Annotated in this window: 26 protein-coding genes and 1 other RNA gene; 12 read left to right on the top strand and 15 right to left on the bottom strand. The window is 67.3% G+C overall.

Features of this window, described 5'->3' with window-relative positions:
• Positions 1-2 precede the first annotated feature (2 nt).
• Both BLU38_RS31570 and BLU38_RS05750 read left to right on the top strand, forming a co-directional pair.
• Positions 3-713: a VOC family protein gene (locus BLU38_RS31570; RefSeq protein ID WP_231920191.1), complete on the top strand. Its 711-nt coding sequence runs from the start codon at positions 3-5 to the stop codon at positions 711-713.
• 30 nt (positions 714-743) lie between these two features.
• Positions 744-1256, top strand: coding sequence for a general stress protein (locus BLU38_RS05750; RefSeq protein ID WP_091521231.1), 513 nt, complete (start codon positions 744-746; stop codon positions 1254-1256).
• A 404-nt stretch (positions 1257-1660) separates the two neighbouring features.
• On the opposite strand, the gene BLU38_RS05745 is transcribed toward BLU38_RS05750, so the two are convergent.
• The gene (locus BLU38_RS05745) at positions 1661-2770 is read right to left on the bottom strand and encodes a magnesium and cobalt transport protein CorA (protein WP_091521228.1); all 1110 of its coding nucleotides are present in this window, start codon (positions 2768-2770) and stop codon (positions 1661-1663) included.
• Between the two features lie 4 nt (positions 2771-2774).
• Positions 2775-4253, bottom strand: a complete 1479-nt coding sequence (locus BLU38_RS05740; RefSeq protein ID WP_091521224.1) for an aminopeptidase P family protein — start codon at positions 4251-4253, stop codon at positions 2775-2777.
• Positions 4254-4384: 131 nt separating this feature from the next.
• On the opposite strand from BLU38_RS05740, the gene BLU38_RS05735 reads away from it, so the two are divergent.
• Together BLU38_RS05735 and BLU38_RS05730 are read left to right on the top strand one after the other, a co-directional pair.
• The gene (locus tag BLU38_RS05735; protein WP_091521220.1) at positions 4385-5344 is read left to right on the top strand and encodes an acyltransferase domain-containing protein; all 960 of its coding nucleotides are present in this window, start codon (positions 4385-4387) and stop codon (positions 5342-5344) included.
• Entirely contained in the window at positions 5341-5919 is a 579-nt protein-coding gene (locus BLU38_RS05730; RefSeq protein WP_091521217.1) for a histidine phosphatase family protein, read from the top strand. Before BLU38_RS05735 ends, BLU38_RS05730 begins: the two co-directional genes overlap by 4 nt.
• A gap of 72 nt (positions 5920-5991) precedes the next feature.
• On the opposite strand, the gene BLU38_RS05725 is transcribed toward BLU38_RS05730, so the two are convergent.
• Entirely contained in the window at positions 5992-7221 is a 1230-nt protein-coding gene (locus BLU38_RS05725) for a multidrug effflux MFS transporter (protein ID WP_091521214.1), read from the bottom strand.
• Positions 7222-7658: 437 nt separating this feature from the next.
• Between BLU38_RS05725 and BLU38_RS05720 the strand changes: the two genes are divergently transcribed.
• Positions 7659-8372, top strand: a complete 714-nt coding sequence (locus BLU38_RS05720; RefSeq protein ID WP_091521210.1) for a zinc ribbon domain-containing protein — start codon at positions 7659-7661, stop codon at positions 8370-8372.
• On the opposite strand, the gene BLU38_RS05715 is transcribed toward BLU38_RS05720, so the two are convergent.
• Complete coding sequence (locus tag BLU38_RS05715; protein ID WP_157683231.1) at positions 8373-9161, bottom strand: isocitrate lyase/PEP mutase family protein; 789 nt, start codon at positions 9159-9161, stop codon at positions 8373-8375.
• 157 nt (positions 9162-9318) lie between these two features.
• Between BLU38_RS05715 and rnpB the strand changes: the two genes are divergently transcribed.
• Positions 9319-9710, top strand: an RNA gene (gene rnpB, locus BLU38_RS05710) — RNase P RNA component class A.
• A 524-nt stretch (positions 9711-10234) separates the two neighbouring features.
• Here rnpB and BLU38_RS05705 read toward each other — a convergent pair.
• From BLU38_RS05705 to map, 7 genes are all read right to left on the bottom strand, one after another.
• Positions 10235-12094 (bottom strand): IucA/IucC family protein, encoded by a 1860-nt coding sequence (locus BLU38_RS05705; protein WP_091521202.1) that lies wholly within the window; start codon positions 12092-12094, stop codon positions 10235-10237.
• Complete coding sequence (locus BLU38_RS05700; protein ID WP_091521199.1) at positions 12091-12729, bottom strand: GNAT family N-acetyltransferase; 639 nt, start codon at positions 12727-12729, stop codon at positions 12091-12093. Before BLU38_RS05700 ends, BLU38_RS05705 begins: the two co-directional genes overlap by 4 nt.
• Complete coding sequence (locus tag BLU38_RS05695; protein ID WP_091521195.1) at positions 12726-14069, bottom strand: lysine N(6)-hydroxylase/L-ornithine N(5)-oxygenase family protein; 1344 nt, start codon at positions 14067-14069, stop codon at positions 12726-12728. The genes BLU38_RS05700 and BLU38_RS05695 overlap by 4 nt, the downstream gene beginning before the upstream one ends.
• On the bottom strand, positions 14069-15556 hold the full coding sequence (locus tag BLU38_RS05690) for a pyridoxal phosphate-dependent decarboxylase family protein (protein WP_091521192.1): 1488 nt from the start codon (positions 15554-15556) through the stop codon (positions 14069-14071). Before BLU38_RS05690 ends, BLU38_RS05695 begins: the two co-directional genes overlap by 1 nt.
• A gap of 121 nt (positions 15557-15677) precedes the next feature.
• Complete coding sequence (locus BLU38_RS05685) at positions 15678-17210, bottom strand: SulP family inorganic anion transporter (protein WP_231920190.1); 1533 nt, start codon at positions 17208-17210, stop codon at positions 15678-15680.
• A gap of 64 nt (positions 17211-17274) precedes the next feature.
• Entirely contained in the window at positions 17275-18495 is a 1221-nt protein-coding gene (locus BLU38_RS05680; protein ID WP_091521188.1) for a kynureninase, read from the bottom strand.
• Between the two features lie 33 nt (positions 18496-18528).
• On the bottom strand, positions 18529-19344 hold the full coding sequence (gene map / locus BLU38_RS05675; RefSeq protein ID WP_091521185.1) for a type I methionyl aminopeptidase: 816 nt from the start codon (positions 19342-19344) through the stop codon (positions 18529-18531).
• 365 nt (positions 19345-19709) lie between these two features.
• Between map and BLU38_RS05670 the strand changes: the two genes are divergently transcribed.
• From BLU38_RS05670 to BLU38_RS05650, 5 genes are all read left to right on the top strand, one after another.
• Complete coding sequence (locus BLU38_RS05670; protein WP_091521181.1) at positions 19710-19907, top strand: hypothetical protein; 198 nt, start codon at positions 19710-19712, stop codon at positions 19905-19907.
• A gap of 89 nt (positions 19908-19996) precedes the next feature.
• Positions 19997-20491, top strand: coding sequence for a Fur family transcriptional regulator (locus tag BLU38_RS05665; RefSeq protein WP_091521177.1), 495 nt, complete (start codon positions 19997-19999; stop codon positions 20489-20491).
• 94 nt (positions 20492-20585) lie between these two features.
• Positions 20586-22070, top strand: coding sequence for a catalase (locus BLU38_RS05660; protein ID WP_091521173.1), 1485 nt, complete (start codon positions 20586-20588; stop codon positions 22068-22070).
• Positions 22071-22182: 112 nt separating this feature from the next.
• The gene (locus BLU38_RS05655; RefSeq protein WP_091521170.1) at positions 22183-22650 is read left to right on the top strand and encodes a nitroreductase family deazaflavin-dependent oxidoreductase; all 468 of its coding nucleotides are present in this window, start codon (positions 22183-22185) and stop codon (positions 22648-22650) included.
• 83 nt (positions 22651-22733) lie between these two features.
• Complete coding sequence (locus BLU38_RS05650) at positions 22734-22952, top strand: alpha/beta fold hydrolase (RefSeq protein ID WP_197680010.1); 219 nt, start codon at positions 22734-22736, stop codon at positions 22950-22952.
• Positions 22953-23133: 181 nt separating this feature from the next.
• Here BLU38_RS05650 and BLU38_RS05645 read toward each other — a convergent pair whose 3' ends face one another.
• From BLU38_RS05645 to BLU38_RS05635, 3 genes are read right to left on the bottom strand one after another with little or no spacing between them, the layout of a single operon-like run.
• A complete protein-coding gene (locus BLU38_RS05645; RefSeq protein WP_197680009.1) occupies positions 23134-23994 on the bottom strand; it encodes an ABC transporter permease in 861 nt (286 codons plus the stop codon).
• Positions 23991-24704, bottom strand: coding sequence for an ABC transporter ATP-binding protein (locus BLU38_RS05640; RefSeq protein WP_157683230.1), 714 nt, complete (start codon positions 24702-24704; stop codon positions 23991-23993). Before BLU38_RS05640 ends, BLU38_RS05645 begins: the two co-directional genes overlap by 4 nt.
• A 20-nt stretch (positions 24705-24724) precedes the next feature.
• The gene (locus BLU38_RS05635; RefSeq protein WP_197680008.1) at positions 24725-25102 is read right to left on the bottom strand and encodes a hypothetical protein; all 378 of its coding nucleotides are present in this window, start codon (positions 25100-25102) and stop codon (positions 24725-24727) included.
• Positions 25103-25179: 77 nt separating this feature from the next.
• Between BLU38_RS05635 and BLU38_RS05630 the strand changes: the two genes are divergently transcribed.
• Positions 25180-25731 (top strand): helix-turn-helix domain-containing protein, encoded by a 552-nt coding sequence (locus BLU38_RS05630; RefSeq protein ID WP_091521163.1) that lies wholly within the window; start codon positions 25180-25182, stop codon positions 25729-25731.
• Between the two features lie 24 nt (positions 25732-25755).
• Here BLU38_RS05630 and BLU38_RS05625 read toward each other — a convergent pair whose 3' ends face one another.
• A complete protein-coding gene (locus BLU38_RS05625; RefSeq protein WP_091521159.1) occupies positions 25756-26685 on the bottom strand; it encodes a DUF2510 domain-containing protein in 930 nt (309 codons plus the stop codon).
• Positions 26686-26689: the final 4 nt, after the last annotated feature.

The following is a 26689-nucleotide window of genomic DNA, read 5'->3' as shown; positions in this document are numbered from 1 at the left end:
AGGTGGACGATACCGTTTCGATCATGGTCGACAACCAGGGTGGACAGCGCGCATTCAAGGATCTGGTGATCGACGCTCAGGACCCTCGCAGGATCGGCGACTTCTGGGCGGCTGCGATCGGATTGAGCGCGGAGTTCGACGGCGACGGCCCGGACGGGGTGTTGCGGGGGACCGAACCGGAACACACGATCTGGATCAACCAGGTCGCCGAGCCACGGACCGTCAAGCAGCGGGTCCACCTCGACGTGCATGCGAGCGGGACCGACCCGCTGACGGCACTCGGCGCAACCGTAGACACCGAACATCCGGGCTGGACGGTGATGCGAGATCCGGAGGGCGGAGAGTTCTGCGCGTTCGAACGGAACGCGTCCCAGTTGACCGACTACCGACTGTACGAATTGGTGATCGACGCCGCCGACCCGGCCGCCATCAGCGCCTGGTGGGCCGAGCAGTTCGGTCTGGCGGCGCAGCACGATCCCGCCGATCCGTGGCACTGGATCGACGGCGGAGCCGCCGGGCTGCCGTGGGATCTGGTCTTCAACCCGGTGCCCGAGCCCAAGCGGGTGAAGAATCGGATCCACTGGGACGTGTGGGGTGATACCGCCGACTACCTCGATGCCGGGGCGACGCTGCTGAGGCGCCGTGACGACGAGATCGGCTGGGACGTGCTCGCAGATCCGGAGGGTAACGAGTTCTGTGTGTTCACGCGGTAGCGTTGGGGGTGAGAACGGGAGGCGAGCCCAATGTCATTTTCCAACCAGAGCTTCTCCCGGCCGGGGAACTCGCTGTTCGAGCTCGAGTTCCCGCAGACGGTCGGCACCTACACCAGCTATGCCGAGGCCCAGAAGGCCGTGGACTACCTGGCCGACAACAAGTTCGAGGTACAGAATCTCGCGATCGTCGGCACCGGTCTGAAGTCGGTCGAACGGGTCCTCGGCCGACGTAGTTGGCGGACCGTGATCGGCCAGGGCATCCAGTCCGGCGTCACCACCGGTCTGTTGATCACCGTGGTGATGGTGATCTTCGGGCGTCCCGGCAGCTGGCTGGCCCTGTTGGCCGTCGCCCTCGGGATCGGCATCGTGCTCGGCATCGGCTTCCAGGCCATCGGGTACGCCCTCAGCCGCGGCCGCGACTTCACCTCGATCAGTCACACCGTCGCCGCCCAGTACGAGGTGCTCTGCGAACACAAGCTCGCCGCCAAAGCTCGGGAGATGCTGCAGCAGATGCCCGGCGCTCGGGCCGCCTACTTCCAGTAGCCCAAGGGTCCTGAGCCTGTCGGACCTCTCACCATGGGTCCTCGTTTGTGAAGGATTGGGTGCCTGGTTGGGGATTCCGGCCCGGTGGTCGGGTTTCCGCCCAGCATCGCGGCCGGGTCGCTTCGGGTGCTTGGGTGCTGTTGGTCCTACCGGCCGCGACGCAACGCCCGCCACACCCGAAACCCGACCACCGGGCCGAAATCCCCGTTGGGTGCCCGGGTGCGGTTGTCGCTGTCGAACGTCTCGCCCCGCATTGCTGGTCAGATGGTAACTCTTGTTGCGGAATCGCCCTCGGTAGTCGCTGTTCCGGGGCGATTTGGTAACAGCTGCTGCGAAGTGGCCGGAGTCTGTGGAGCCGGGTCTGTGGAGCCGGGTCGGCCTCTGCTGCAGGTGGTGGATGGGTCTTACAACCACTTGTTGCGTTTGAAGCCGATCCAGATGGCCAGCACCATGGCGGCGATGATGGCGCAGAAGATCACGAAGCCCCAGTGGCTGTCGGCGCCGGGGATCCAGCTGAAGTTCATGCCGTAGATGCCGGCCAGAGCGGTCGGGGCGGCGATCATCGCGGCGTACGCGGCCAGCTTGCGCATGTCCTGGTTGTCGCTGACCGACAGCCGGGCCAGGGCGGCCTGCATGATCGAGGTGAGCACCTCGTCGAAGGAGGACACGGCTTCGGCGGCGGCGATGTGATGATCATGGAGTTCGCGGAAATAGGCCTGGGCGTCGGACGGGATCATCGGGTAGCCGCGGGTCGACAATCGCTGCAGCGGTTGGCCCAGCGGCACCACCGACCGTTTGAATTCGATCAGCTCACGTTTCAGTTGATAGACGCTGGCGACCTTGCGTTCGCCGTCCTCGGCGAACACCGCGGCCTCGACCTCGTCGACGTCGGTCTCGAACTCGCCGACCACGTCCTGGTAGTCGTCGATGATCATGTCGGCGATCGAGTAGAGCACCGTCCACGGCCCTTCGGCGAGACGTTCGGGATCCTGCTCCAGAGTCTTGCGGATGTTGCCCAGCGGGGCATGTTCACCGCGCCGCACGGTGATCACGAAGTGTTCGTTGAGGAAGATCATCACCTGGCCGGTGGAGACCACCTCGGCGGCCTCGGACAGATGTTGGTGCTCGACGTAGGCGACGGTCGAGATGACCATGAACATGTCGTCGCCGAACATCTCCATCTTGGATCGGGTGTGGCCCTCGACGGCGTCCTCGATCGCCAACGGATGCAGATCGAACTGCTGCGGCAGCGCATGCAGATCGGCGTCGGTCGGATCCTTCAGCCCGAGCCAGACGAAGCCGTGCTTGTCCGCGACCGCGCGCCGGGCAGCGGTCGCCACATCGGGTGCCGACTGCCGTACGCCGCCGACGTACCAGCCCCAGTCGATCACCGAGTTCGGCGGCGGCTCGGGAGCCGTTGCCGGCGCGGGCGGCCGCCGCCGTGAGCCGAGAACGTTCAACGACAGATAGCGTTCTCGGCGGGACGGGGGACCGTCGGGTCGGCGCGGGCTCATCGGGTCAGGCCTTCAGCAGGCCGGCCATCCAGGCTTCGACATCGTCGGCGGTCCGGGGCAGAGCGGCGGACAGGTTGCGATTGCCGTCCTCGGTGATCAAGATGTCGTCCTCGATCCGGACGCCGATGCCGCGCAACTCTTCCGGCACCAGCAGATCGTCGGACTTGAAATAGATCCCGGGTTCGACGGTGATCACCATCCCCGGCGCCAGCGTTCCCTCCTTGTAGTTCTCCTTGCGGGCCTGGGCACAGTCGTGCACGTCGATGCCGAGATGGTGGGACGTCCCGTGCACCATCCAGCGCCGATGCTGCCCGCCGTCGTCGCTCAGCGTCTGCTCGACGCTCACCGGCAGGATGCCCCATTCATCCAGGTACTGCGCGATCACCGCGATCGCCGCCTTGTGGACTTCGGAGAACGTGGTGCCGGCCTTGGCCGCGGCGATACCGGCCTCTTGCGCGGCCAGGACTGCTTGGTAGACCTTGCGCTGGGCCTCGGAGAACGTCCCGTTCAGCGGCAACGTCCGGGTGACGTCGGCGGTGTACAGCGAGTCGAGCTCCACACCGGCGTCGATCAGGATCAGATCGCCGTCCTTGAGGTCGCCGTCGTTGCGGATCCAGTGCAGCGTGCAGGCATGATCACCGGAGGCGGCGATCGTGTCGTAGCCGACCGCATTGCCGGCATGCCGGGCGTGCAGCCCGAAGATGCCCTCGACCCAGCGCTCGCCCCGGCCGCGACGGATCGCCTCCGGGAATCCCTTCACCACCTCGGCGAAGGCCGCCGCGGTCTGCTCACAGGCTTCTTGCAGTTGATCCTGCTCGAAGGCGTCCTTGATCAACCGGAGTTCGCTGAGGAAGACGGTCAGCTCCTCGTCGGACTGCTCGGCAGCCTCGCTGTCGATCTCCTGATCGGCCCGGAGCTGGTCGACGATCCGGGCGATCTCCGGGTCGGCCGAACGCAGCAACCGGATCGCCGTCTGATCGGCGTTCTTGGCCAGTGCTTCGGCGAGCTCCTCGATCGGGACGCAGCTGAGGCCGGACAGGGCCGCCATCTCTTCCAGCGTCTCCCGCTTGCCGACCCACATCTCGCCGTACCGGGCGTTGGCGTAGAACTCCTCGGAGTCACGCGGCGCCCGCGGCTTGAAGTAGAGCGTGGCGTCATGCCCGGAGTCGGTCGGCTCCAACACCAACACGGCGTCGGGCTCCTTGTCGGTGCCCAGCCCGGTCAGGTGCGCGAACGCCGAATGCGGCCGGAACCGGTAGTCGGTGTCGTTGGAGCGGACCTGCAGGCCGCCGGCCGGGATCACCACCCGTTCGCCGGGATAGGCGGCACTGACCGCGGCCCGCCGGTCTGCGGCCGGCCCGGTGGCGGGCAGCGGATCGGGCAGCTCGGCAGGGTCTGCGGCCCAACCGGTCCCGATGAACGCGCGAAACGCCTCGGAGAACGGGGTCTGGCGGTTCGTCGGTTTGGCTTGCTTCTCGCTCATGACCGCATTCTTGCACTCGGTCCGACAGCCCCACGAGCTGACGAAGCCAAGCCGTGGTCCGGCCGTACCGACGACCTGGGGGAGGATCGATGGCCGGGAGTTGCCGACCGCGGCCCGCTAAGGTTTGGACCGTGCCGACTCCCGCGACCTCCTCTGCTCGAACCACCCCGACCCGAACCGCCGCCGATCGCCTGGCCGCCGCCGACGACGCCGCCCTGCGCCGGCTGGGATTCCGTGACGACGATCGTGCCGAGCTGGCCGCGATCATCGAACGAGTGCTCGCCGACACCGACCGTCTCGCTCAGGTCGAGGAGTTGGCGGCGGCGCTGAGGGCGCGGATCGGTGCCTTCGACAGCGAGGAGCAGCCGTTCGCCGGCTACGCCGGGGACGAACGCGAGCGTGCCGACGCCGAGTGGGGGATCGGCGTCCTGCCCCTGCTGGCGTTGTTGGTCACCGCCGACGACGTCGCCGCCTTCCATGCCGAGCGGGGCATCGGCCGAGACATCTCCGAGGTCAGCCTGTCCGATCTCGGACAGCAGGCCTGGGTGCACCGCCGCACCTACGGGGAATTCGGTCTGCACACGTTCGGCTGGTTGACCGTCGCCTGGTCCGGCGCCCTCTACTGGCTCGGCCGGCTCCAGTTCAATCTCACCCGCTCCGAGTTGCCCGGGATCGACGGTGGCTGGGTGATCTCGACCCATATCCCCGAGGCCGGTCCGCTGACCCCGGAGGCGGTGGCCGAGTCGTTCGGCCGCGCACGCGCCTTCTTCGGTCGGTATTTCGCCGACTACCCGACGACGTTGTTCCACTGCGCGTCCTGGTTGCTGGATCCGCAGCTGGTCGAGGTGCTGGCGCCGGAATCCAACATGGTCGCCTTCCAGCAGCTGTGGGAGCTGCGCGGTGAGCCGCGGGACGGCGACGGCGATGCCCTGTTCTTCGTCTTCCGCCGGCGGGGCGAGGTCGATCACACGACGTTGCCGCAGCGGACGTCACTGGAGCGGGCGATCGTCGCCCGGCTGAATGACGGCGGGCACTGGAGCGTCCGGGAGGGCGTGATCGATCAGCAGCGCTTTCCGGAGCTCGACCGGTGACCGAGCTGTACCTGGTCCGGCACGGTGAGACCGAGTGGAGCAAGAGCGGTCAGCACACCTCGACCACCGATCTGCCGCTGACCGAACACGGCCGCGAACAGGCCGAGCTGCTCAACGGCCGACTGCTGCCGGAGGACTTCGGGCTGATCCTGACCAGTCCACGCCTGCGGGCCCGGGAGACGGCCCGATTGGCCGGGTTCACCGGCGATGCCGAACCGAAGACCGACGATGATCTCGTCGAATGGGCCTACGGGGACTACGAGGGCCGGACCAGTCCGGACATCCGGACCGCCCGCCCGGACTGGGATCTGTGGCGGGACGGCTGCCCGGGCGGCGAGTCACCGGCTGACGTGGTCCAGCGGCTGACCCGGGTGGTGGACAGAGTGCGCAACTCCGGCGTCGAACGGTCGATCGCGTTCGCTCACGGCCACGCCCTCCGGGTCTTGACCCTGTGCTGGCTCGGACTCGACATCAGCCTGGGTGATCAGTTCCCGCTGCACACGGCGACGATCTCGGTGCTCGGCTGGGAGAAGAACGAGCCCGCACTGCAACGCTGGAACGGTCCGGTCGGCTGAGTCGGGTCGGCCGAATCAGGTCCGCCGAGAATCGGGTCCGCCGGCTGAGCCGGTGCTGTCGGGTTCTCCCGATCAGAGCGATCGCCGGGACAGCCGCAACATCAGGGCCAGAGCCAGGCCGGTGGCCAAGATCATCATGCCGGCCAGCGGGACGGCGGTGCCGTTGTTCAGCAGCCCGACCAGCGGAGTGGCCAGACCACCGATCACGAACTGGGCCGAACCGAGCAGGGCGGCGGCGGTGCCGGCGTTCTCGCCGTGCCGGGACAGTGCGATCGCGGCTGCGTTCGGCGCGGAAACCCCGCAGGCGGCGAGCAGTGCGAAGATCGGCACCACGAAGCCGATCAGCCCGGCACCCGACAGCGAGGTCAGCAGCAGCGCCACCGAGGCCGTGACAGCGGTGATCACCGCTCCACGCAGCACCCGCTCGGGCCCGAATCGCTTGACCAGCAACGGATTCAGCTGCGTCATGACGATCAGCCCGACAGCATTGACGGCGAACACCACACCGTACGTGGCCGGGCTCAGCCCGAAGACGTCCTGCAACACGAACGGCGAGCCGGCGACGTAGCCGAACAGCGCAGCGAACATCAACGCGGCCACCGCGACCATCGTCAGGTATCGGCGATCGGCGAACAGACCGGCGTAGCCCTGCAGCCAGCGCAGCGGCTCGGCCGGCACCCGACGTCCGGTCGGCAGCGTCTCGGGCAGTGCCACGACGGCGATGATCATCGCCGCCAACGCGATCAGCGCCAGCACCACGAAGATTCCTTGCCAGTCGGTCAATGCCAGCAGTGCGCTGCCCAGGCTCGGCGCCAGGATGGGGGACACCCCGGTCACCAGCACCAGCCGGGACAGTAGCTGGGCGGCCTTCAGGCCGGTGAACAGGTCCCGAACGATCGCCATCGCGACCACCGCGACCGCAGCGCCGGACAATCCCTGAACCGTACGGGCGATGATCAACATCTCGATGCTCGGCGCCAGTGCGCAGACCAGTGACATCAGGGCGTGGCCGAGCAGACCGAAGATCAGCGGCTTCCGCCGGCCGACCGAATCCGACAGCGGACCGATGATCAATTGACCGAGTCCGAGTCCGGCCAGCAGACCGGTCATGGTCAGCTGGGTGCTGGCATCGCCGGCCTGCAGTTCGGCGCGCAGAGCCGGCAGCGCGGGCAGATAGGTGTCGATGGTCAGCGGACCGATCGCGGTCAGGGCGCCCAGCAACAGCACGAGTTGGACGTACTTGCGGCCGACGAAGCGGTCGCCGAGGGCAACGGGAGCGGAGGGCGCGGTGGCGCTGGTCATGGCGGTCCATCTCAGGCGTACGGGAACGGCTGGGTCGGCCACATCGCCAAGACCCGGGAGGTCGGGGTGCTGCAGGAATTCCCGGGCTGTACCGGGCGCTCGACCATCACGGTCCGGGATCGCTGCTGTCCGGCCCAACTCGGTACCGGCAGATTTCATTCCCTGCTGCCCAGAGGTGGCAGCGGTCCGTGCTCGCTCTGCCAGAAATGATGCACCATCGTCCAGGTCGGCGTCCAGCACAGCAGCCGCCTGTCGGCAGCGGATTGTCCTGACGCTGCGGGACCGGCCCGTTCGGCACCGAACTGGCCTGTTGACACCGGACCGCACGGCTGCGAATAGGGTGGACCGGCAACGAGGAAACGCCGCCGGCGATTCCCGGGGCGATGCAGGGTTGGGAGGGCTGAATCATCAAAGCCGATCACGCGGTCCAGCTGAGGTTGCTGGACCTGCAGGCCGTCGACACGACGATCGCGCAGTTGCAGCATCGCCGGGCCAATCTGCCCGAGCATGCGCAGCTGGCCAAGCTGGCTGCCGATCGGTCGGCCGCCTCCGAGGCGCTGGTCGAGGCCGAGACCAAGGTGTCGGATCTGGAGTTGGCGCAGCGGCAGTCCGAGACCGACCTGGAGCCGGTCCGGCAGCGGCGGATCCGCAACCAGCAGCGGATCGACGACGGCTCGGTCGGTGACCCGAAGGCGCTGGCAGGACTGGTCGAGGAGATCCAGCATCTGGACCGCCGGATCGGTGATCTGGAGGACGCCGAGCTCGAGGTGATGGAACAACTGGAGACGGCCGTCGCGACCCGTGATCAGCGTGCCGCTGCCAGCGCCGAGCTGGAACAGAAGGCGGCCGAGGTGATCGCCCGCCGCGACCAGCAGGTGACCGGCATCGACGGGGAGCTGTCCGATCAGAGCACCCGGCGTGACGCGGTGGCCGCCGACATCCCGGCCCAGTTGTTGGCCAGCTACGACAAGCTCCGCGCCGGCCACGGCGGCGTCGGCGCGGCAGAGCTGCGCAACCGGCGCTGTACCGGTTGCCAGCTGGAGGTCAATGCGGCCGACCTACGGGACTTCGCTGCGGCGGCCGACGACGAGGTGCTGCGCTGCGAGGAGTGCGGCCGGATCCTGGTCCGGACGGTCAACTCCGGTCTCTGATCAGGCGGCCGGCAGGCCCCCGCCGGCCAGCAGGCGGCTGCCGATCTCGGCGTACCGGGCGGTCGCGAGCGCCTGTCCGAACGGCCCGATCGACACCCGGGCGACGCCGAGCTCGGCCAACTCCGCCGTCGTCGGCCCACCGGGAGCGTTCATGATGCTGACCTGCTGCCGGCCCAGCGCGCCGACCAGTTCACCGATCAGCTCGGTGGACAGCACACCGGGCACGAAGACGCACTGCGCGCCGGCCTGCTGATAGGCCCGGCCGCGTTCGATCGCATCGGCGAGCGACTGGTCGGCGGCTCGCTCGGGTGCCAGCAGGAAGGCGTCGGTCCGGGCGTTGATCACGATCGGCACTCCCTCCGCCGCGCCGGCCGCGAGCGCTGTCTCGACCATCGCCACCGACTCCTCGATCGGCCGGAGGTGATCTTCGAGATTGGCACCGACCACGCCGACCCCGATCGCTCGGCGGATCGTCTCGCCGACGTCGCCGTAACCGGCTTCGAGATCGGCGGTGACCGGCAGCTCCACCGACCGGGTGATCCGAGCCACCACCGCGAGCATCTCGTCCCGGCTGATCTGCTCGCCGTCCTGGTAGCCGTAGGACGCGGCGATCGCGTGGCTTGCGGTGGCGATGGCCTGCGCGCCGGTGAGCCCCGCTGCCGTACGGGCGCTGATCACGTCCCAGCAGTTGATCAAGGTGAGGATCTCGGGGCGGCGGTGCAGGCTGAGCAACCGAGCCGCCTTGTCCTGGACGGTGTCTGCGATCGAGGTCTGGTCTGCTGTCGGCATGTGATCATGCTGGATCCGGTCCCGGCGACGGTCAATCGGATTCGGTGGCTTCGTCCGATTCCCGCGTGCCGGCATGGGGCGACGGGCGCATCCCGCTGCCGGGCCGGGCTCGGCATTGGCCGGATCGGCCGGCCAGACCGTAGACTGTCTCTTCGGGCGAGTCGGCCAGGCGATCGCGGCATCGGGTGACCGGTGTCGAGGAAAGTCCGGACTCCGATGAGCAGGGTGGTGGGTAACACCCACCCGGGGTGACCCGCGGGACAGTGCCACAGAAAGCAAACCGCCCGATGATCATCGGTCATCGGGTAAGGGTGAAACGGTGGTGTAAGAGACCACCAGCGGTCCAGGTGACTGGGCCGGCTCGGTAAACCCCACCCGGAGCAAGATCAAGAAGGGGGCGCTTCGGCGCCTCCGCGGAAGCCGCTCGAGGGCTGCTCGCCCGAGGTTTCCGGGTAGATCGCACCAGGCCGTCGGCAACGACGGTCGCAGATGGATGATCGCCACCGCCTCCGGGCGGTACAGAATCCGGCTTACCGGCCGGCTCGCCCCCTCAGCCGCCGGTTCGACCGAGAGAGCCGCTCGACCCACCCCCGACAGGTGAGCGGCCCTCTCGACGACGGGCCGCCACCCGAGGGGCCACATCGGGATGTGAAAGATCGGCGGCGGCGCGCCACAGGGCAGGACACCGCCGACGCGGGGTCGTCACGCCCGGGTCGCACAGTTTTTGCGGGTAATTCCTGACATCTGGCCCCGAGCGACCGCCGACGCGCGCATGATGGAGCGGTCACGGATCGTCATGGGGCTGGTCCGGTGACGACGTGTGACTCGGGGCTGCTCGGGATCGCTGCGGGATCGAGGGCTCGCGTCGTCGCAACAACTGCCCCTTTCCCCCGACCCTGGTCGTGGTCAGGGACGCACGTCCCCCGGTGTCCCGACCGCGTGGCTCTCCCCGCTTCGTCGACGATCGCTTCGCCAAGGCTCGTCGAGCAGAGGGGGAGGAGAGCGGGGCGCAGCCCCACCTGACGGTGGGGCGGCGCTTCGCGGCCCCTCGGCGCAGCCGACCCGTGATCGGGCTACCGGCGGGCGGGCGTCCGCCGCCGTCCGGCGATCGGATTGTCCAGCGAGCCGGCGAACTGCAGTGAGCCGGCCTGATCGCCGAGGTCCACCATCCGCAGGGTGTTGCGCAACTGCAACCGGTTGAGACAGGAATGCGCAAACTGCCCGGCGAACAGTTCCCGGACCTGCTGCTCCTGCTCCGGGTGGTCCTCGGCGTAGTCGTTCAGGCAGTCGGCGACGAGCTGCCAGAAGCGCTCTGCGGACAGGACAGCCGCATCGTCGAGGATCGCTGCCAGGTAGCGCAGGAACCCGTCGAACACATCGGTATGGATCGACAACATGATCATCTCCTCCGGCACCTCGGCCCGGATCCGCTGCGCGGCGTCGGGCAAGGGCTGGTCGTCGAGCACCGCGACCTCCTCGCCGATGTCCTTGATGAACATCCGGGCCGGAACGTGGTCCTTCAGCACCATGATCAAGTTTTCGCCGTGCGGCATGAACACCAGCCGATGCACCAGCAAGGAGTGCACGATCGGGCGCAGGTAGGCCCGCAGGAACGCGCCGAGCCAGTCGTCGGCGGATCGGCCGGAAGCGGTGATCAACTCGCCGACCAGGGGCCGGCCGCTCCGGTCCCGATGCAGCACCGCCGCCATCGTGGACAGCCGTTCGTCGGTGCGGACCCGCGGCATCGGGCTCTCCCGCCACAACGCGGCGACCATCTTCTGCTGCGGTGCCGAGCCGTCGATCCGTTCGTAGCTGCTGCCGGTGTAGCCGATCGACGCCGCCTCGCACAGCACACCGAACCCGCGGCCACCCAGTTCCGGATCAGCGGAGACGACGCCTGCCACCCAGGCGTTGATCGCCGGGGTGTCCCGCATGTAGCGCGGTGACAGGCCGCGGAGGAAGCCCATGTTCTGGATCGCCAACGGCATTTTCACGTAGGCCCGGTCGGGATCGTCGAGGTTGAACAGCGTACGGATCGACTGCTGGGGTTGATAACGAGCAGCGCTGGGCTCGAGGTAGACCAGGTCCCGCCGGGCCAGGTCGGCGGCAAAGGTGACGGTGATCTTGTTCTCCCACTGCCACGGGTGCACCGGCAGGTAGCGGTAGTCGTCGGGCTCCAGGCCCAGGCTGCGCAACCGGTCGGCGAACCGGGCCAGTGTCGCCGCCCCGACCTCGGCCCGATACAGCTCGTCCTCGTCGATGCCGTCCATGGCGGCGAAGTGGCTTGCCGCGCGACGTACTGCCAGCCACTGGATCCGCACCGGCCGACCGGTCTCCGGCGCGTACGCGGCGTAGTCGCCGACGCCGAATCCGATCCGGCCGTTGTTGGCGACGAAGGCCGGATGCCCTTCGGTCATCGCCGCCTCGATCTGTTGGAAATCGGCATCGACCAGCTCGGCCGCAGTCAGCCGTTGATGGGTCGCCTTGTACATCGCAGCCGCCAGAGTGCTGCTGATCTCCTCCAGATACGTCCGCAACAGGCTGTCCGGGATTCCGAGCGTCGGCGCCAGCTCGCGGATCAGCTCCAGGACGTCGGGCGTCGACTCGTCACCGTCGACCGTCCGGGCGAGTGAGCCGGGGTCGATCAACCAATGCTCCAACGGAAGCAGCCGGGCGGTGAAGGTGTACTCGGCTCGACTACCGGCGATCGACAGCCGGTACCGATGGCCGCCGTCCGGTGTCGCAGCTTCGCGGTGCGGAACGATCAGCCGTTCATGACTGAACTCCGCGATCGCCTTGGCCGTCAGATGTCGATGGCAGACCTCGGCAGTCCGTGGATTGAGGTGGGCGACGGCAGACTGTCCGGTGGCATCGGACGGTTCGGTGGCTGCGAACGACCCGGCGTGCGAACGGGGCAGAGTGGTGGTGCTCATCGGAGAACCTCCCGGGTAGGTGAATCAGGGGCTGGCTGAGGACGACGGGCGAGCGGGCTGCGGGCGAGCGTGCTGTCGGCGAACTGGGCGCGACTGCAGAACGAGAGCGAGGCGTGCTTGGTCGGCAGCCGGACGACGCGGTCCACCACGAAGCCCGCTGCCGCGTTCTTGGTGGCGATCTTGGTGTTGTCGACGTCGGGCTCGACGACCACCCGTTCGCACCGAGGGTTGCTGAAGAGGAACTCCAGCACGGTGCACAGCACCGCGTCGGTGGTGCCGTGCTGCGGCCGGTCGGTCGGCGCGACCAGGAGATGCATGCCGACGTCGCCCGACCGGACCGAGTAGACGTCGGCCAGTTCGCTGTGCGCGGGCAGGTAGCTCTCGGTCAGGAAGATCGGACGACCGTTCACCCGACCGAGCCAGGCATGATGATGATCATCGGCGTCGATCTCGGCGTACTCGGCTCGGACGCGTTCCAGGTCGGCATCCTGGAGCTCCCAGAAGCGGGCCTTCGGATCGGTCACCCAGCCGTGCAGCAGGGTCAGATCGCGGTCCAGTTCGAGCGGTTCGATGGTGATCCGGCCGATCTCGGACGGTCGGTCGAAGACGACGGTGTCCGGCGATGTCTCGATCATGCGCTGAGCTCCTCGCGGTGCGGCACCCGTTCCGGCTCGGGGCCGGACATTGCAGGGACTCCGAAATCCTGGAACGCGATCCGCCGCTCGATCGGATACACCTCACGGCCGAGGATGCCGGCGATGATCATGGAATTGCGGTAGGCGCCCAGACCCAGATCTGGGGCGCTGAGTCCATGGGTGTGCTCCTCGCCGTTCTGCACGAAGATGCGGCCCCGACCCCCGTCGACGGAGTAGTCGCGAGCCACATCGGGGCGGCCGTCGGCACCGATCGCGATCTGATCGACGATCGGCTCCAGGAAGTCCGGCCGGCGGGGCCGATAGCCGGTGGCACAGACGATCGCCGAGGTTTTAGCAGTGAACCGTCGGCCCTGTTCGATCTGGTGCAACTCCAACGTCAGTTCCGATTCGTGGCCGTCCGCGGCCTCGGCACCGTTCGCCGCAACCAGCTCGACACCGGTCAGCAGTCGGGTCGGCGGGGGGCCGGCTACGCTCTTGGCGTAGAGGGTGTCGTAGATCGCGTTGATCAGATCGGAACTGATTCCCTTGTACAGCCCGCGTTGTTGATCAAGCAGCTCGGCGCGCAGCGGAGCCGCCAGCTGATGGAAGTAGCTGGTGTATTCCGGTGAAGTCATCTCCAGCGTCAGTTTGGTGTATTCCATCGGGAAGAACCGCGGCGAACGGGTGAACCAGTCCAGCCGGTAGTCATGCTGCTCGATATCGGCCAGCAGGTCGAGGTAGATCTCGGCCGCGCTCTGTCCGCTGCCGACGATCGTGATCGCCGGTCGCTGCTGCAGCTCCTCCTTGCGGTGCAGGTAATCCGAGCTGTGCAGGACCGTTCCCGGAAGCCCGCCGACGGCATCCGGGAGCCACGGTTCGGTGCCGATACCGACAGCCAGCCGGCGTGCCCAGTGCTGCACCTCGCTGCCGCGGTGATCGGCGATCACCTGGTAGGCGTCGTGGCCGGGGTGGTAGCGGACCGCGGTGACCCGCTGGCCGAAACGCAGCGTGCGGAGCTGATCGCAGACCCACCGGCAGTACGCGTCGTACTCCCGGCGCAGCGGATAGAAGCTCTCCCGGATGTAGAACGGATAGATCCGCCCGGTCTGCTTCAGGTAGTTCAGGAAGGAGTACGGCGACGTCGGGTCGGCCATCGTCACCAGATCGGCCAGGAAGGGCACCTGGATGGTTGCCTCGTCGAGCAGCATGCCCGGATGCCAGCTGAACTCGTCCCGGGCTTCGAGGAAGATCGCGTCCAGGTCCTCGATCGGGTCGGTCAGACTGGCCAGGCCGAGATTGAACGGGCCGATCCCGATCCCGATCAGATCGTTGATTCGCATCAGGCGGCCTCGATCCCGGTGCCGTCGGCGCCGTCGCTCGAACAGTCAACGAACTCGCCCGACCCGATCAGCCGTCGTCCGGTCCACTTGATCAACTCCAGCGCCGACGCGATGCCGTCGATCCCGGTCTCCGGGTTGAGCAGGGTCAGCTTCAGCCAGCTGCTGCCGTTGATCCTGGTCTTGGCGATCAGCACCCGGCCGGAGGCGAACAATTCCTCCCGGATCCGGGTGTTGACCGCATCGAGTAGCCGCGGCCCGGTTGATCCGTCCTCCGGGAGGTAGCGGAAGAGCACCGTGCTCAGGGTCGGCTCCTGCAGCAGCTCCAGGACCGGGTCGTCGTCGATCAGCTCGGCCACGCCGGTCGCCAGGTCGATCACCTGGTCGAATGCGTCGCCCAGCAGGTCCGGTCCGGTCGCCCGCAGCGTCAGCCACAGTTTGAAGGCGTCGAATCGGCGGGTGGTCTGCAGGCTCTTGTCGACCAGGTTGGGATGCCGGCTCTCCGCCGGGTTCAGATAGTCGGCGTGCCACCCGGCGTGCTGCATCGTCTCGGCGCGGCGTACCAGGACGGCACTGCACGCGACCGGCTGACCGAAGCTCTTGTGATAGTCCACGGTGACCGAGTCGGCCCGCTCGATCCCGTCCAGCCAGGAACGACGCTGCCGGGACACCAGCAGCCCGCAACCGTACGCCGCGTCGACGTGCAGCCAGATCCCTTCCCTGGTGCAGATCGCGGCGAGTTCGGGCAGCGGGTCGATCACTCCGCGGTCGGTCGTTCCGGCCGTCGCCGAGACCGCCATGATCGACTTCCCGGCGGCCCGGAGGTCGGAGATCAGGTCGGTCAGGGCATCGGGCCGCATCCGGCCCCGTCGGTCGGTCGAGACGACCCGTACGGCGTCGTCGGGCAGCCCGAGGATGCCGGCGGCCTTGGCGACGCTGAAATGGGTCTGGTCGGTGGCCAGGATGCAGAACCCTGCCGTGGAACGCAGCCCGCTGCGTCGTCGACATTCATCGCGAGCCAACAACATCGCCTGCAGATTGGACTGCGTGCCACCGCTGGTGAAGATGCCGTCACACTGCTCGTCGAAGCCGATCCGGGCCCCCGTCCAGGTGATCAACTTCTGTTCCATCAGGGTCGCGCTGGTGCTCTGATCCCAGGTGTCGACCGAGGTGTTGACGGCGGAGGCGATCGCGTCGGCCGCGAGCGCCGGTAGGGCGACCGGGCAGTTGAGATGGGCCAGGTAGTCGGGGTGGTGGAACCAGACCGCGTGCTCCAGGTAGAGCGATGCCGCCTCGTCGATCGCGGCGAACGTGTCGCCGGTCGGGCGGTCCAGGTCGATGCCGTCGACCAACGCCTGCAGCTGCTCGGGCGCTGCTGCGGTCCTCGGTTGGCGGACCGCCTGGATCCGGGAACTGACCGCTTCGACCGCTGCGCGCACCTGCTTGTCGTAATCGTCGACGGTGCGGTGGCTGAACAGGTGGGGGTGCACTGTTCTCCTTAGGTAGGTAAGCCTTACCTAAGCAACGTATCATCGAGGCGTGCGAGGCACAGTGCAGGTGTCCGTGAGGCGAAATGCGCCAGGAACCTCGCCGTGGTCAGCGGCGTACCGCTCAGTTGCCGCCGCCGAGAGTGCCGGTCAGTCGGGAATGCCAACGCAGGCTGGGCTCGTTCAGTCCGGTGATCTCGACGTTCTTGCCCTTCTCCCGGTACTTCTGCTCGATGGCGTCCAGGGTGGCGACGGTCGATGAATCGTAGATCTGGGACTGTGACAGGTCGATGATCACGTTCGGCGGATCACCGGTGTAATCGAACTGGTAGACCAGGTCGTTACTGGAGGCGAAGAACAACAGTCCCCTGACCGCGTACACCCGGGTCTCGTCGTCGGGATGGGCGACGTCGACCACCTCGGTGAAGTGCGCGACCCGGGCGACGAAGAAGAGAGCCGCCACCACGACACCGATGATCACACCGACCGCGAGATTGTTGGTGAGGACTGTCGGCACCACGGTGCAGAGCATGATCACCGTGGCGCTGATCGGCATTCGCCGAAGTGTCCGCGGGTGGATGCTGTGCCAGTCGAAGGTGCCGACCGAGACCATGATCATCACCGCTACCAGGGCAGCCATCGGGATGACAGCGACGATGTCGTTCAGTGCGACGACCAGGATCAGCAGGAAGACACCGGCCAGGAAAGTCGAGATCCGGGTCCGAGAACCGGACTGCTTGACGTTGATCATGGTCTGGCCGATCATCGCGCAGCCACCCATCCCGCCGAACAGCCCGGTGACGACATTGGCGACGCCTTGACCGAGCGCCTCCCGGGTCTTGTTGGAGTGGGTGTCGGTGACGTCATCGACCAGCTTCGCCGTCATCAGGGATTCCAGCAGGGCGACCAGTGCCATCCCGAACGCGTACGGTCCCACGATCCGCAGAGTCTCCCAGCTCAGCGGCACATCCGGCAGGAAGAGGGTCGGCAGGCTGTCGGGCAACTTGCCCTCGTCGCCGACGTTCGGGATGTCCAGCCCGGTGGCGATCACCAGCACGCTGATCACCAGAATCGCGATCAATGGTGCCGGCACGACCGTGGTCAGCCGCGGAAAACCGATGATGATCACGATGCCGGCCGCGACCAGTGGGTAGACCAGCCAGGGGACGCCGATCAGGTGCGGCAACTGGGCGATGAAGATCAGGATCGCCAACGCATTGACGAAGCCGATCATCACGCTGCGGGGGATGAACCGCATCAGCTTGGCCACTCCGAGCAGTGCCAGCACGATCTGGATCACCCCGGCCAACAACACGGTGACGATCAGGTAATCGATGCCGTGTTCGCGGGTCAGCGGACCGATCACCAGGGCGACCGAACCGGTTGCGGCCGAGATCATCGCCCGGCGGCCGCCGACGATCGAGATCGTCACCGCCATCGTGAACGAGGCGAACAGGCCGACCCGCGGATCGACCCCGGCGATGATCGAGAACGAGATCGCCTCCGGAATCAGCGCGAGCGCGACAACCAGACCGCCGAGCACCTCGATCCGCATCCGACGCAGGGAACCGAAGGCCGCCCGGACGGTGTAGGGGTCGCCGGAGTCGGGGAGGCTGTCCGGTGCGGGCGTGCTGGCGTCTGGGCCGGTGGTGGACAAGGGGTGGTTCCGTTCGCTGGTCGCGGGAGGTGGAGTTGCGCGACGCTGCGCGAACGGCAGAACCCTACCGCCGGCTCAGCAGTTCCCCGATGGAGGCGACGGCATCGAGCACCTCGCCGAAGCTCGTGGTCAGCGGCGCCAGGCCGAGTCGGATCCCGTCCGGGTTGCGGAAATCGGGGATCACATCGGCTTCCCACAGTCGTCGGGTGACCTCACGGAACGCGGGGTGCGAGATGGTGACGTGGCCACCGCGGAGCGCGTCCTCGCGAGGAGAGGACACCGTGACACCGTGTCCGGCCAGCAGGGTGTCGGTGGCCTCGATCGCAAACCGGCCGAGCCGGCGCGCCTTGTCGCTGATGGTGGTGATCCGGGCGCGTTCGATCAGGTCCAGGCTGGCGGTCAGCGGGATCATCGCCAGGATCGGCGGCGTACCGGACAGGAAGCGCCGCATCCCGGGGCCGGGCGACCAGCCCTGGCCCATCGCGAACGCGTCGGCGTGCCCCATCCAGCCCTGGATGGGCTGGGTCAGCCGGTCCTGTAGTCGGGCGGCGACGTAGCCGAAGGCCGGCGCGCCGGGCCCGCCACAGAGGAACTTGTAGCCGCAGCCGACAGCCAGGTCGACGTCCGCGTCGTCCAGTCGGACGTCCAACAGTCCGACCGAGTGGCACAGATCCCACAGCACCACGGCGCCTGCCCGGTGGACCTGCTCGGTGATGGTCGGCAGGTCGGCGACGAACCCGGACTTGTACGCGACGTGGCTGAGCGTGACGACGGCGACGTCATCGGCCAGCGCCGCGGCCAACAGATCGGGCGTGACGCCGGCGACCGGATCGGGCTCCAGCCAACGCACGGTGAAGCCACGCTCGGACGCGACGGACTCCACGATGTAGCGGTCGGTGGGGAAGTTCTCCCGGTCGACCACAATCACGTTCCGGCCGTCCGGCGCCGCATCGACCGCTGCCCGCAGCAGTTTGTAGAGCATCACCGTTGTCGAGTCGCCGATCACGGTCTGACCGGCGGCCGCTCCGAGGGTGAGTCGGCCGAGACGATCACCGAGCTCCAGCGGGAGTGCGAACCATTGCTCGTCCCAGCTGCGGATCAGCCGGTTGCCCCAGTCGTGTTCGACCACAGCCGCGAGCCGCACCGCGGCCTCCCGCGGTGGCCGGCCGAGCGAGTTGCCGTCCAGGTAGGCCCGGACCTCGCCGCTGAACTCGTGTCGGCACCAGGCCAGCGGGTCGGCCGCGTCCAACTCGGCGGCGCTGGTCTGCAAACTCGTCACGGTCATCTGTCCTCCTGGAATCGGCTCCGGCCGTGACGGTCAGGGCAGGGTGAGGATCTCCGCACCCGAGCCGGTGATCACGATGGTGTGTTCGAACTGGGCACAGCGTGAGCCGTCGGCGGTCAGCACGGTCCAGCCGTCGTCCCATTGGATCCAGTCGTAGCCGCCGGTGGTCAGCATCGGCTCGACGGTGAAGGTCATGCCGGGCTCGATCACCGTGTCGTAGGCCGGTTCGTCGTAGTGCGGGATCACCAGACCGGAATGGAAGGTGGTGTGCACGCCGTGTCCGGTGTAGTCGCGCACCGAGCTGAAGCCGAAGCGGGTCGCGTACTTTTCGATCACCCGACCGATCACGTTGACCTGTCGGCCGGGTTTGGCGGCCTTGATGCCGCGCAGCATGGCCTCCTGGGTGACCTCGGAGAGCTTGCGTGCTTCGTCGTCGACCTCGCCGCAGAAGTAGGTGGCGCAGTTGTCGCCGTGCACGCCGCCGATGAAGGCGGTCAGATCGATCTTGACCAGATCGCCGTCCTGCAATGGTCGGGCGTCGGGGATGCCGTGGCAGATCACCTCGTTGACCGAGGTGCACAGCGACTTGGGAAAGCCGCGATAGCCCAGTGTCGACGGATAGGCGTGGTGGTCCATCAGGAACTCGTGGCCGACCCGGTCGATCTCGTCGGTGGTCACGCCCGGTGCGATCGCTTCGGAGGCTGCTCGCATCGCCTGGGCGGCGATCCGGCCCGCGATCCGCATCTTCTCGATGGTCTCGCTGGTCTGCACCGCCGGGCCCGTGTACGGCTGTGGTCCCTTCTTGCCGACATACTCCGGACGCGGTATGTCTGCCGGTACTGCACGCATCGGGGAGACGGCGTACGGCTTGATCGGGGACCTGAGAGACGTCACGAGATCCGATCCTATTCGCGACCTGGTAGGACGCCGGAGACGGTCCGCCGCGCGGCAACACCGGACCCCGGGGGTGCAGGAAGCTGTCGAGTTTTCACCGCACGGAGAGTCCAGTTGAGGCGAGCGTTGATTTCGTTGATCTGTTCGTGATGCGGGGGTCGGGCCGGCACCTGTGTCGACCGACGATGGAGTGGTCGTGACCGTGACGGGCTGGGTCGGACTGGATCGTTTGACAAGACTCCACAAGGCGCGCGGCCGTGACGTGCCGGGTCTGTGGGAAACAGTCCGGCTGTAGGCTCGGTTCCGACGAAGGAGGAACGATGGCTGAAGATCAACAGTGGTTCTACTGCCTCGATCACAAGACCGTCGAGACCGCCGACGGCTGTCGTTCGGCGAATCGGTTCGGGCCCTATCCGACGCAGGAGGAAGCTCAGAACGCGATGGCCAAGGTCGCCGAGCGCAATGAGCAGGCCGATCGTGAGGACGCCGAGTGGGAGGGCGTCGATCGGCCGGACTGACCGGCCGCGAATCACCCTGGACGAATCACCCGATGAATCACCTTGGTACGAATCTTGAATGATTCCAGACAAGGTGATTGAATCGGAGCATGCAGACGGCCACCGGGAGCAGTGCTCAGCACGAGGAGTGGCGGACGCGGCTGCGTTCGGCCGGGTTGCGCGTCACCCAGCCGCGGCTGGCGGTCCTCGATGCGGTGCAGACCGACTCACACCTTGCCGCGGACCAGGTGTCGGACCGGGTCCGGTCGACCATCGGCACCGTGTCCACTCAGGCCGTGTATGACGCCCTGAACACTCTGACCGAGCATCAGATCCTGCGCCGGATCGAGCCCGCGGGGTCGTCGATGCTGTTCGAGATCAATGCCGGCGACAACCACCACCACCTGGTCTGCCGCGGCTGTGGCGCCGTCGTCGACGTGCCCTGTGCGGTCGGCGCGATGCCCTGCGCGACACCGCAGCAGACCCACGGCTTTGTGATCGACGAAGCCGAGGTCACCTACTGGGGTCTGTGCCCGGACTGCGCCGCCGGCACTGACCGGCCGCCGGCAGCTGCCGACCGGCTCCATGATCACACCCGAACCTGATGATCATGGTCACCATGATCATCTCACCTGACTCAGCGGCCCGGCCGCGACGACTTCATCAGACAGCACCAGCGAGAGGAAGAGCGAGACAGCGATGACCGAAACGAAGTTCTCCACTACCGACAGCGGCGCTCCGGCGCCGAGCGACAACAACTCGCTGACGGTCGGACCGGACGGCCCGATCCTGCTGCACGATTACCACTTCGTCAATCAGATGGCGCACTTCAACCGGGAGCGGGTCCCGGAGCGCAACGTGCACGCCAAGGGCTCGGGTGCGTTCGGCTTCTTCGAGGCCACCGAGGACGTCAGCCAGTACACCAAGGCGGCGCTGTTCCAGAAGGGGGCACGCTCCGAGGCGCTGGCCCGGTTCTCCACCGTCGCCGGCGAGCAGGGCTCCTCCGACCTCGCCCGTGACCCGCGCGGTTTCGCGCTGAAGTTCTACACCAGCGAAGGAAACTACGACCTGGTCGGCAACAACACGCCGATCTTCTTCATCCGGGACGCGATCAAGTTCCCGCACTTCATCCGTTCCCAGAAGCGGTTGCCGGACACCGGACTGCAGGACTGGGACATGCGCTGGGATTTCTGGACCCTGCAGCCGGAGTCGGCGCATCAGGTCACCTACCTGATGGGTGATCGCGGCATCCCGGCCAGCTACCGGACCGAGAACGGTTACGGCTCGCACACCTACCTGTGGGTGAACGCCGCCGGCGAACGGTTCTGGGTCAAGTACCACTTCATCTCCGAGCAGGGCGTCGTCAACCTGACCAACGAGGAAGCCGCTGCCCTCGGTGCGCAGGATCCGGACGCGCACCGTCGTGATCTCTTCAACGCGATCAAGAACGGCGAGGCTCCGATCTGGAATCTGCATGTCCAGATGATGCCGTTCGACGACGCAGCCGACTACCGGTTCAACCCGTTCGATCTGACCAAGATCTGGCCGCACAGCGACTACCCGTTGATCAAGGTCGGCCGGTTGGTGCTGGACCGCAACCCGGAGAACTTCTTCGCCCAGATCGAGCAGGCGGCGTTCGAGCCGTCGTCGATCGTGCCGGGTGTCGGTTTCAGCCCGGACAAGATGCTGCTCGGCCGGGTGTTCGCCTACTCCGACACGCATCGCTACCGGATCGGGCCGAACTACCTGCAGCTGCCGGTCAACAAGCCGAAGGTCGAGGTCAACAGCTACGACTTCGACGGCGCGATGCGCTACGACTTCAATGTCGGTCAGCCGGTCTACTTCCCGAACAGTGTCGGCGGTCCGGAGGCCAAGGAGGACCTGTTCGCCGGTTCCAACTGGTCCGCCGACGGTGACTTCGTCCGTGCCGCCTACTCGCTGCACGCCGAGGACGACGACTTCGGTCAGCCCGGCACCCTGGTGCGCGAGGTGATGGACGAGGCCGAGCGCGGCCGCCTGGTCGAGACCGTCGCCTCCACCCTCGACGGCACCGGTGTCCGGGACGAGGTCAAGCAGCGGGTCTTCGAGTACTGGCGCAACGTGGACAAGGGCGTCGGCGACGCCATCGCCGAGAAGGTCCAGGCCGGCGCAGCGCCGTCGGCTCCGGCTCCCAACGCTCCGTAGTTCCGAACGACCCGTAGTTCCGAACAACCCGTAGTACGGCGTCGCCGATGCGACGTGAACGCCCGCCCCGATACATCGGGGCGGGCGTTCGCATTGCTGGGACACTGGGGGCATGCGGTGGCGCACCCGATTGGCGATCAAGATCGGCTCGGTGCCCTGGATGCCGCGGCTGCTGCCGCTGATCGTGCGTTGTGACAATGCCGTCCAGACCGTCACCGGCCAACGCTGCGGTTTGCTCGACATCGCCGGTCTGCCCAATGTCACGCTGTTGACCACCGGGCGCCGCTCGGGTGTTCGGCGTGTCACCCGGTTGCTGGCGGCGCCGACCGGGTCCGGCTGGCTGATCGCCGGTTCGTACTTCGGCGGACCGCGGACACCCCAATGGGTCTTCAACCTGCGCGCTGTCGACCGGGCCGCCGTCGTTGATCATGGCCGCCGGATCGCCGTTGTTGTCTCCGAGCTCGGTGGCGACGAACGACACGCCGGCTGGCAACGGCTGCGCGCCGTCTGGCCGAATTTCTCCCTGTATGAACGGCGCACCGATCGGCAGATCCCGGTGTTCGAGCTCGTCCGCGACTGACACCCGCAAGCAGATCGAGACCTTGACGGCCGGTCAGGACTCTGTTCCCCGACTACGCCAGCAATCCACCGCAGTACCCGGCCTTGCATCGCTGCCTGGCCGACACCGCGGTCCCGGTGTTGGCGGTCTGGGGCAAAGGCGATCCGATCTTCGCCGCTGCCGGCGCTGAGGCCTTCCGGCGGGACGCTGTCGACCCGGAGATCACACTGCTGGCCGGCGGACATTTCCTGCTGGAGAGCGCGCTCGACGAGGTGGCGATGCGGATCAAGGACTTCCTGGGTCGACGGCTCGCTGCTGTCTGAGGCTGAGCACCGTGAACAGAGGATGATCATGACGCATCAGGGCGTGCCGACACGTCGAGAAATGCCGCCTGAGGGGTGTTGCCGGCACACCGACGTCTCGTGGTCGACCGTCGGCGGCAGGCCCGGGCTGCCGGGACCGTCCACCCTGACGGCGGCGATCACCGCAGCCAGGGTGATGCGATCAGCGAAGGTCGCGGCGTAGCGGCAGCAGGACCGCCACGCAGCTGGCAACGGCGGCGTACCCGATCAGAACTGCGGCAGCGGCGACCGGCGGTAACAGGCCCGGAGCCGACAGCGTCCCGGTGGCACCGACGCTGTCGGTGATGAAGGTGAACTGGGTGAGTGCGGCAGCGGCCCCGCCCGGCAGGAACGGGTAGATCGCGTTCACACCGGGAATGATCATCAACAGGTACTCCAAGAAGTAGAAATAGCCGAGCACGATCCCGACGGCCGCCAACTGATGGCGGGCCAATGCGCCGATCGCGACCCCGATGATCATGTAGATCGCTGCTGTGACGGCGATCCGCAACAGCAGTGTCACAACGACGGCGATCGGCATGCCGATCGGCATCCCGCGGAGTGCCGCCGCACCGTACAGGCCGATGGCCGCAGCGACCACGACGATCAGACCGTAGGTCAGGCCGAATCCCGCATAACAGAGCAGCTTGGCCAGGAGTACCTGGCCGCGGCGCGGGACGGCCAGGAAGGTGGCGCCGATGGTGCGGTGACGGTACTCGCTGGTGACTGCGATGGTGCCGATCAGCGCCGGCACGAACAACGAGACACCGGCCAGGCCGAGTGCGGTGCTGACGCCGGCCGCGGAATCGATGTCGGGCATCGGAGGCTGTGCAGTGCCGGGGCCGCCGAGCACCAGAGCTCCGGTGGGAACGAGCCCGCTGAGTGCGGCGAGGATGATGGCGATCAGCGGCATCCTGGTGCCGAACAATCGGCTGAGTTCGCCGCGGATCGCCCGCCGGAGCCCGCGGCCGGTGGTGACGGTCACGTCCGAGGCTGTCGGTCGCTGCGTCGTACTGGTGGTCATCGCGCTGCCTCCGTGGTCATGGTCCGAGTGAGGAATGCCGTCTCCAGGTCCGGGTGGCCGTCGACGAAATCGGGTCGACTCCCCGACCAGACGATCTGTCCGTCGTTGATCACCACCAAGTCGTCGATGCTGAGCTCGAGCTCGGCCAGCTGGTGGCTGGAGATCAACACCGTGCCGCCCGCAGCTGCATGGTCGACAACGAGTTGCCGCAGCCAAGCGACCCCGGCCGGGTCGAGCCCGGCGGACGGCTCGTCCAAGATCAACACGGCAGGATCGCCGAGCAAAGCGGTGGCGAGTGCGAGTCGGCGGTGCATCCCGGTGGAGAAGCCGCGAGTCCGTCGATCGGCCGCTCGATGGAGTCCGGTGATCGTCAGCACGTCGTCAATACGGTCGCGCGGATGGCCGCCGAGGTCGGACTGGATCCGCAGCTGTGTGCGCGCAGTCATTGCCGGATGCGCCGCTGCGAGGTCGAGCGTGGCGCCGACGATCCGGGTCGGGGTCGGCAGGTCGCGGAAGGGGGAGCCCCCGACGGTGGCCGATCCGGAGTCGGGGCGGACCAATCCGAGGATCATCCGCAGGGTGGTCGATTTGCCCGCACCATTGGGTCCGAGGAAGCCGGTGACCCGTCCGGGGTGGGCAGTGAAGTGCACGTCCCGGACGGCGGCGACCGCCCCGTACTGCTTGGACAGGCCGTTGACCTCGATCGGCATCGCTGGATGGCGGGGCGTGGTCATCGGTACGCCGCCCGCGCCGACGTGATCGTGCTGGCGATCTCCGAGGCGCGCTGGGTGCTGAGCAGCAGCTCGTCGAAGCGCGGTGCGGCATCGGCTGGGCCCGTCAGGCCGAGTCTCAGCACGGGGAGCCCTCGCTTCATGGCTACCAGTCGGCGCGTGCCTGAGGGGTGGGTGAAGGTGCCGAGTTTGTACCAGCCGGAGATCACCAGGCCGACCCGCAAGCCGAGTGATTCCGATGTCCAATCGGGCAATACCTCGACACGATCAATGCTTCCGATCGGCACCTCCAGGGTCTGGCGGCGGACCATCAGGGATTCCCATCCGGTGAAACGCACCATCAGCCGGTGCCGGTCGAGTTCGATTGCGGGCATCATCACTCCTGACGAACGTTACGATTGGTCTCGTGGCGATAACATTATCAGAGTGAGAACATAAATCGAAGGGAGGGGCGATGACCGCGGACAGCGACGTCGCCCGGCTGATCGGGCATCCGGTGCGGCTCCGGGTGATCATCGCGTTGGGCGGCCGGACATTGACCACCAAGCAGCTGGCCGAGGCGCTGCCCGACGTCGCTCAGGCAACGCTCTACCGACACGTTGCGGCGATGGTGCAGCAGGGTTTCCTGGCCGTCGTCGATGAACGCCCGGTGCGCGGAACGGTCGAACGGAGCTACGCGCTGGGTGATCGGTTGGCCCATGCCGACGAGAAGGAACTGGTGGCGATGGACACCGCGCAATTGCGGTCCACCTTCCTGGTCTTTCTGCGAACCATCAGCGAGAGCTTCGAACGGGCGGCCGAACCCGACGAGCACGGAGACCGAGGAATTCTCGGCTTCGGCCACACGATGCTGTACCTGTCCGACGACGACCTGCCGCAACTCCAGGAGGCGATGGCCGAGCTGCTGGCCCCCTATCTCGTCGAGCCGGAAGGTGACGAGTCCCGCGACCGTCGGCGGGTTATGTTGTCCACCGCTCTGATCCGGCAGCCGGAAACTGACAACTGATCCACCGTCAGTCGGCGACGGTGATCAATACCCGATCCGCAGGTCGGCGACGGTCGCGTTGACGATCTTGGTCCGTCGGCTGTCGCCGAGCGGGGAGACGCCGACGAAGATCGAGAACGATCCCGGTGCCCCGGCGTCCACCACCAGCAGTCGGATCCGGTCACCGGTTGCGCCGTCGCCGACCGGCCGGACGCCGACGTCGGTGATCATCTCCCAGCCCTGTTGACCGTCGACGGTCCGCTTCCTGCTGCGGATCAGATCCTGACCTGTGTAGTGCTGATACTCCGCGGAGCCGATCACGCAGCGCAGGGCCGATCGGGCCGCCTGATGGGCCGAACGGTAGCCGTCGCGGATCGCCAACGAACCGACAGCCAAGCGCGCGGCACGGCCGGTGCCGGCGCCGGCGGTGCTTCGAGCGATCTGTGCGTGTTCGTCGTACCACCAGCCGTAATGATCATCGCTCCGGGGCTTGCCGAATCCGTGCCCGGACACCGGATCGAAGGAGAGCTGGCCGCCGTGCACGCGGCCGTCGCGGGGATGTTTGACCGATTGCTCCGGTTCGCCGGCCGGACAGTTGCCGGCGGGTCGGGGGATCGTCGCGGCCCGACTGGAAGGAGCTCGGCTCGCCGTCGGTGATGGCGATGCAGTCGGCGACGGCGACGGCGACGGTGAAGCCGAGGAGGTCGGGTGGGAATCGTCCCAGCCGCTGGCCGAGGACCCGGGCGGGTTGGTGTCCGGCGTTGCCGATCGATCGGGTCGGACCATGATCACGGTGATGATCACGATCACGACGACGAGTGCGAGTCCGGCACCGAGAAGTGCGATGAACCGCGCCGAACCTCGAGCCCGGTCGGGGCGTGAGTCGACAGACTCGGCCGCCCACCGTTGGCCGTCCCAGAAGCGGAAACGGCCGGGAGCGCCCTCGGGATCTGGATACCAGCCCGGCTCGGCCATGGCG

The sequence above is a fragment of the Microlunatus soli genome (assembly GCF_900105385.1).
Lineage (GTDB): Bacteria > Actinomycetota > Actinomycetes > Propionibacteriales > Propionibacteriaceae > Microlunatus > Microlunatus soli.
Note: the sequence above shows the minus strand (reverse complement) of the source record. Positions and strands in the feature narration are given on the sequence as shown.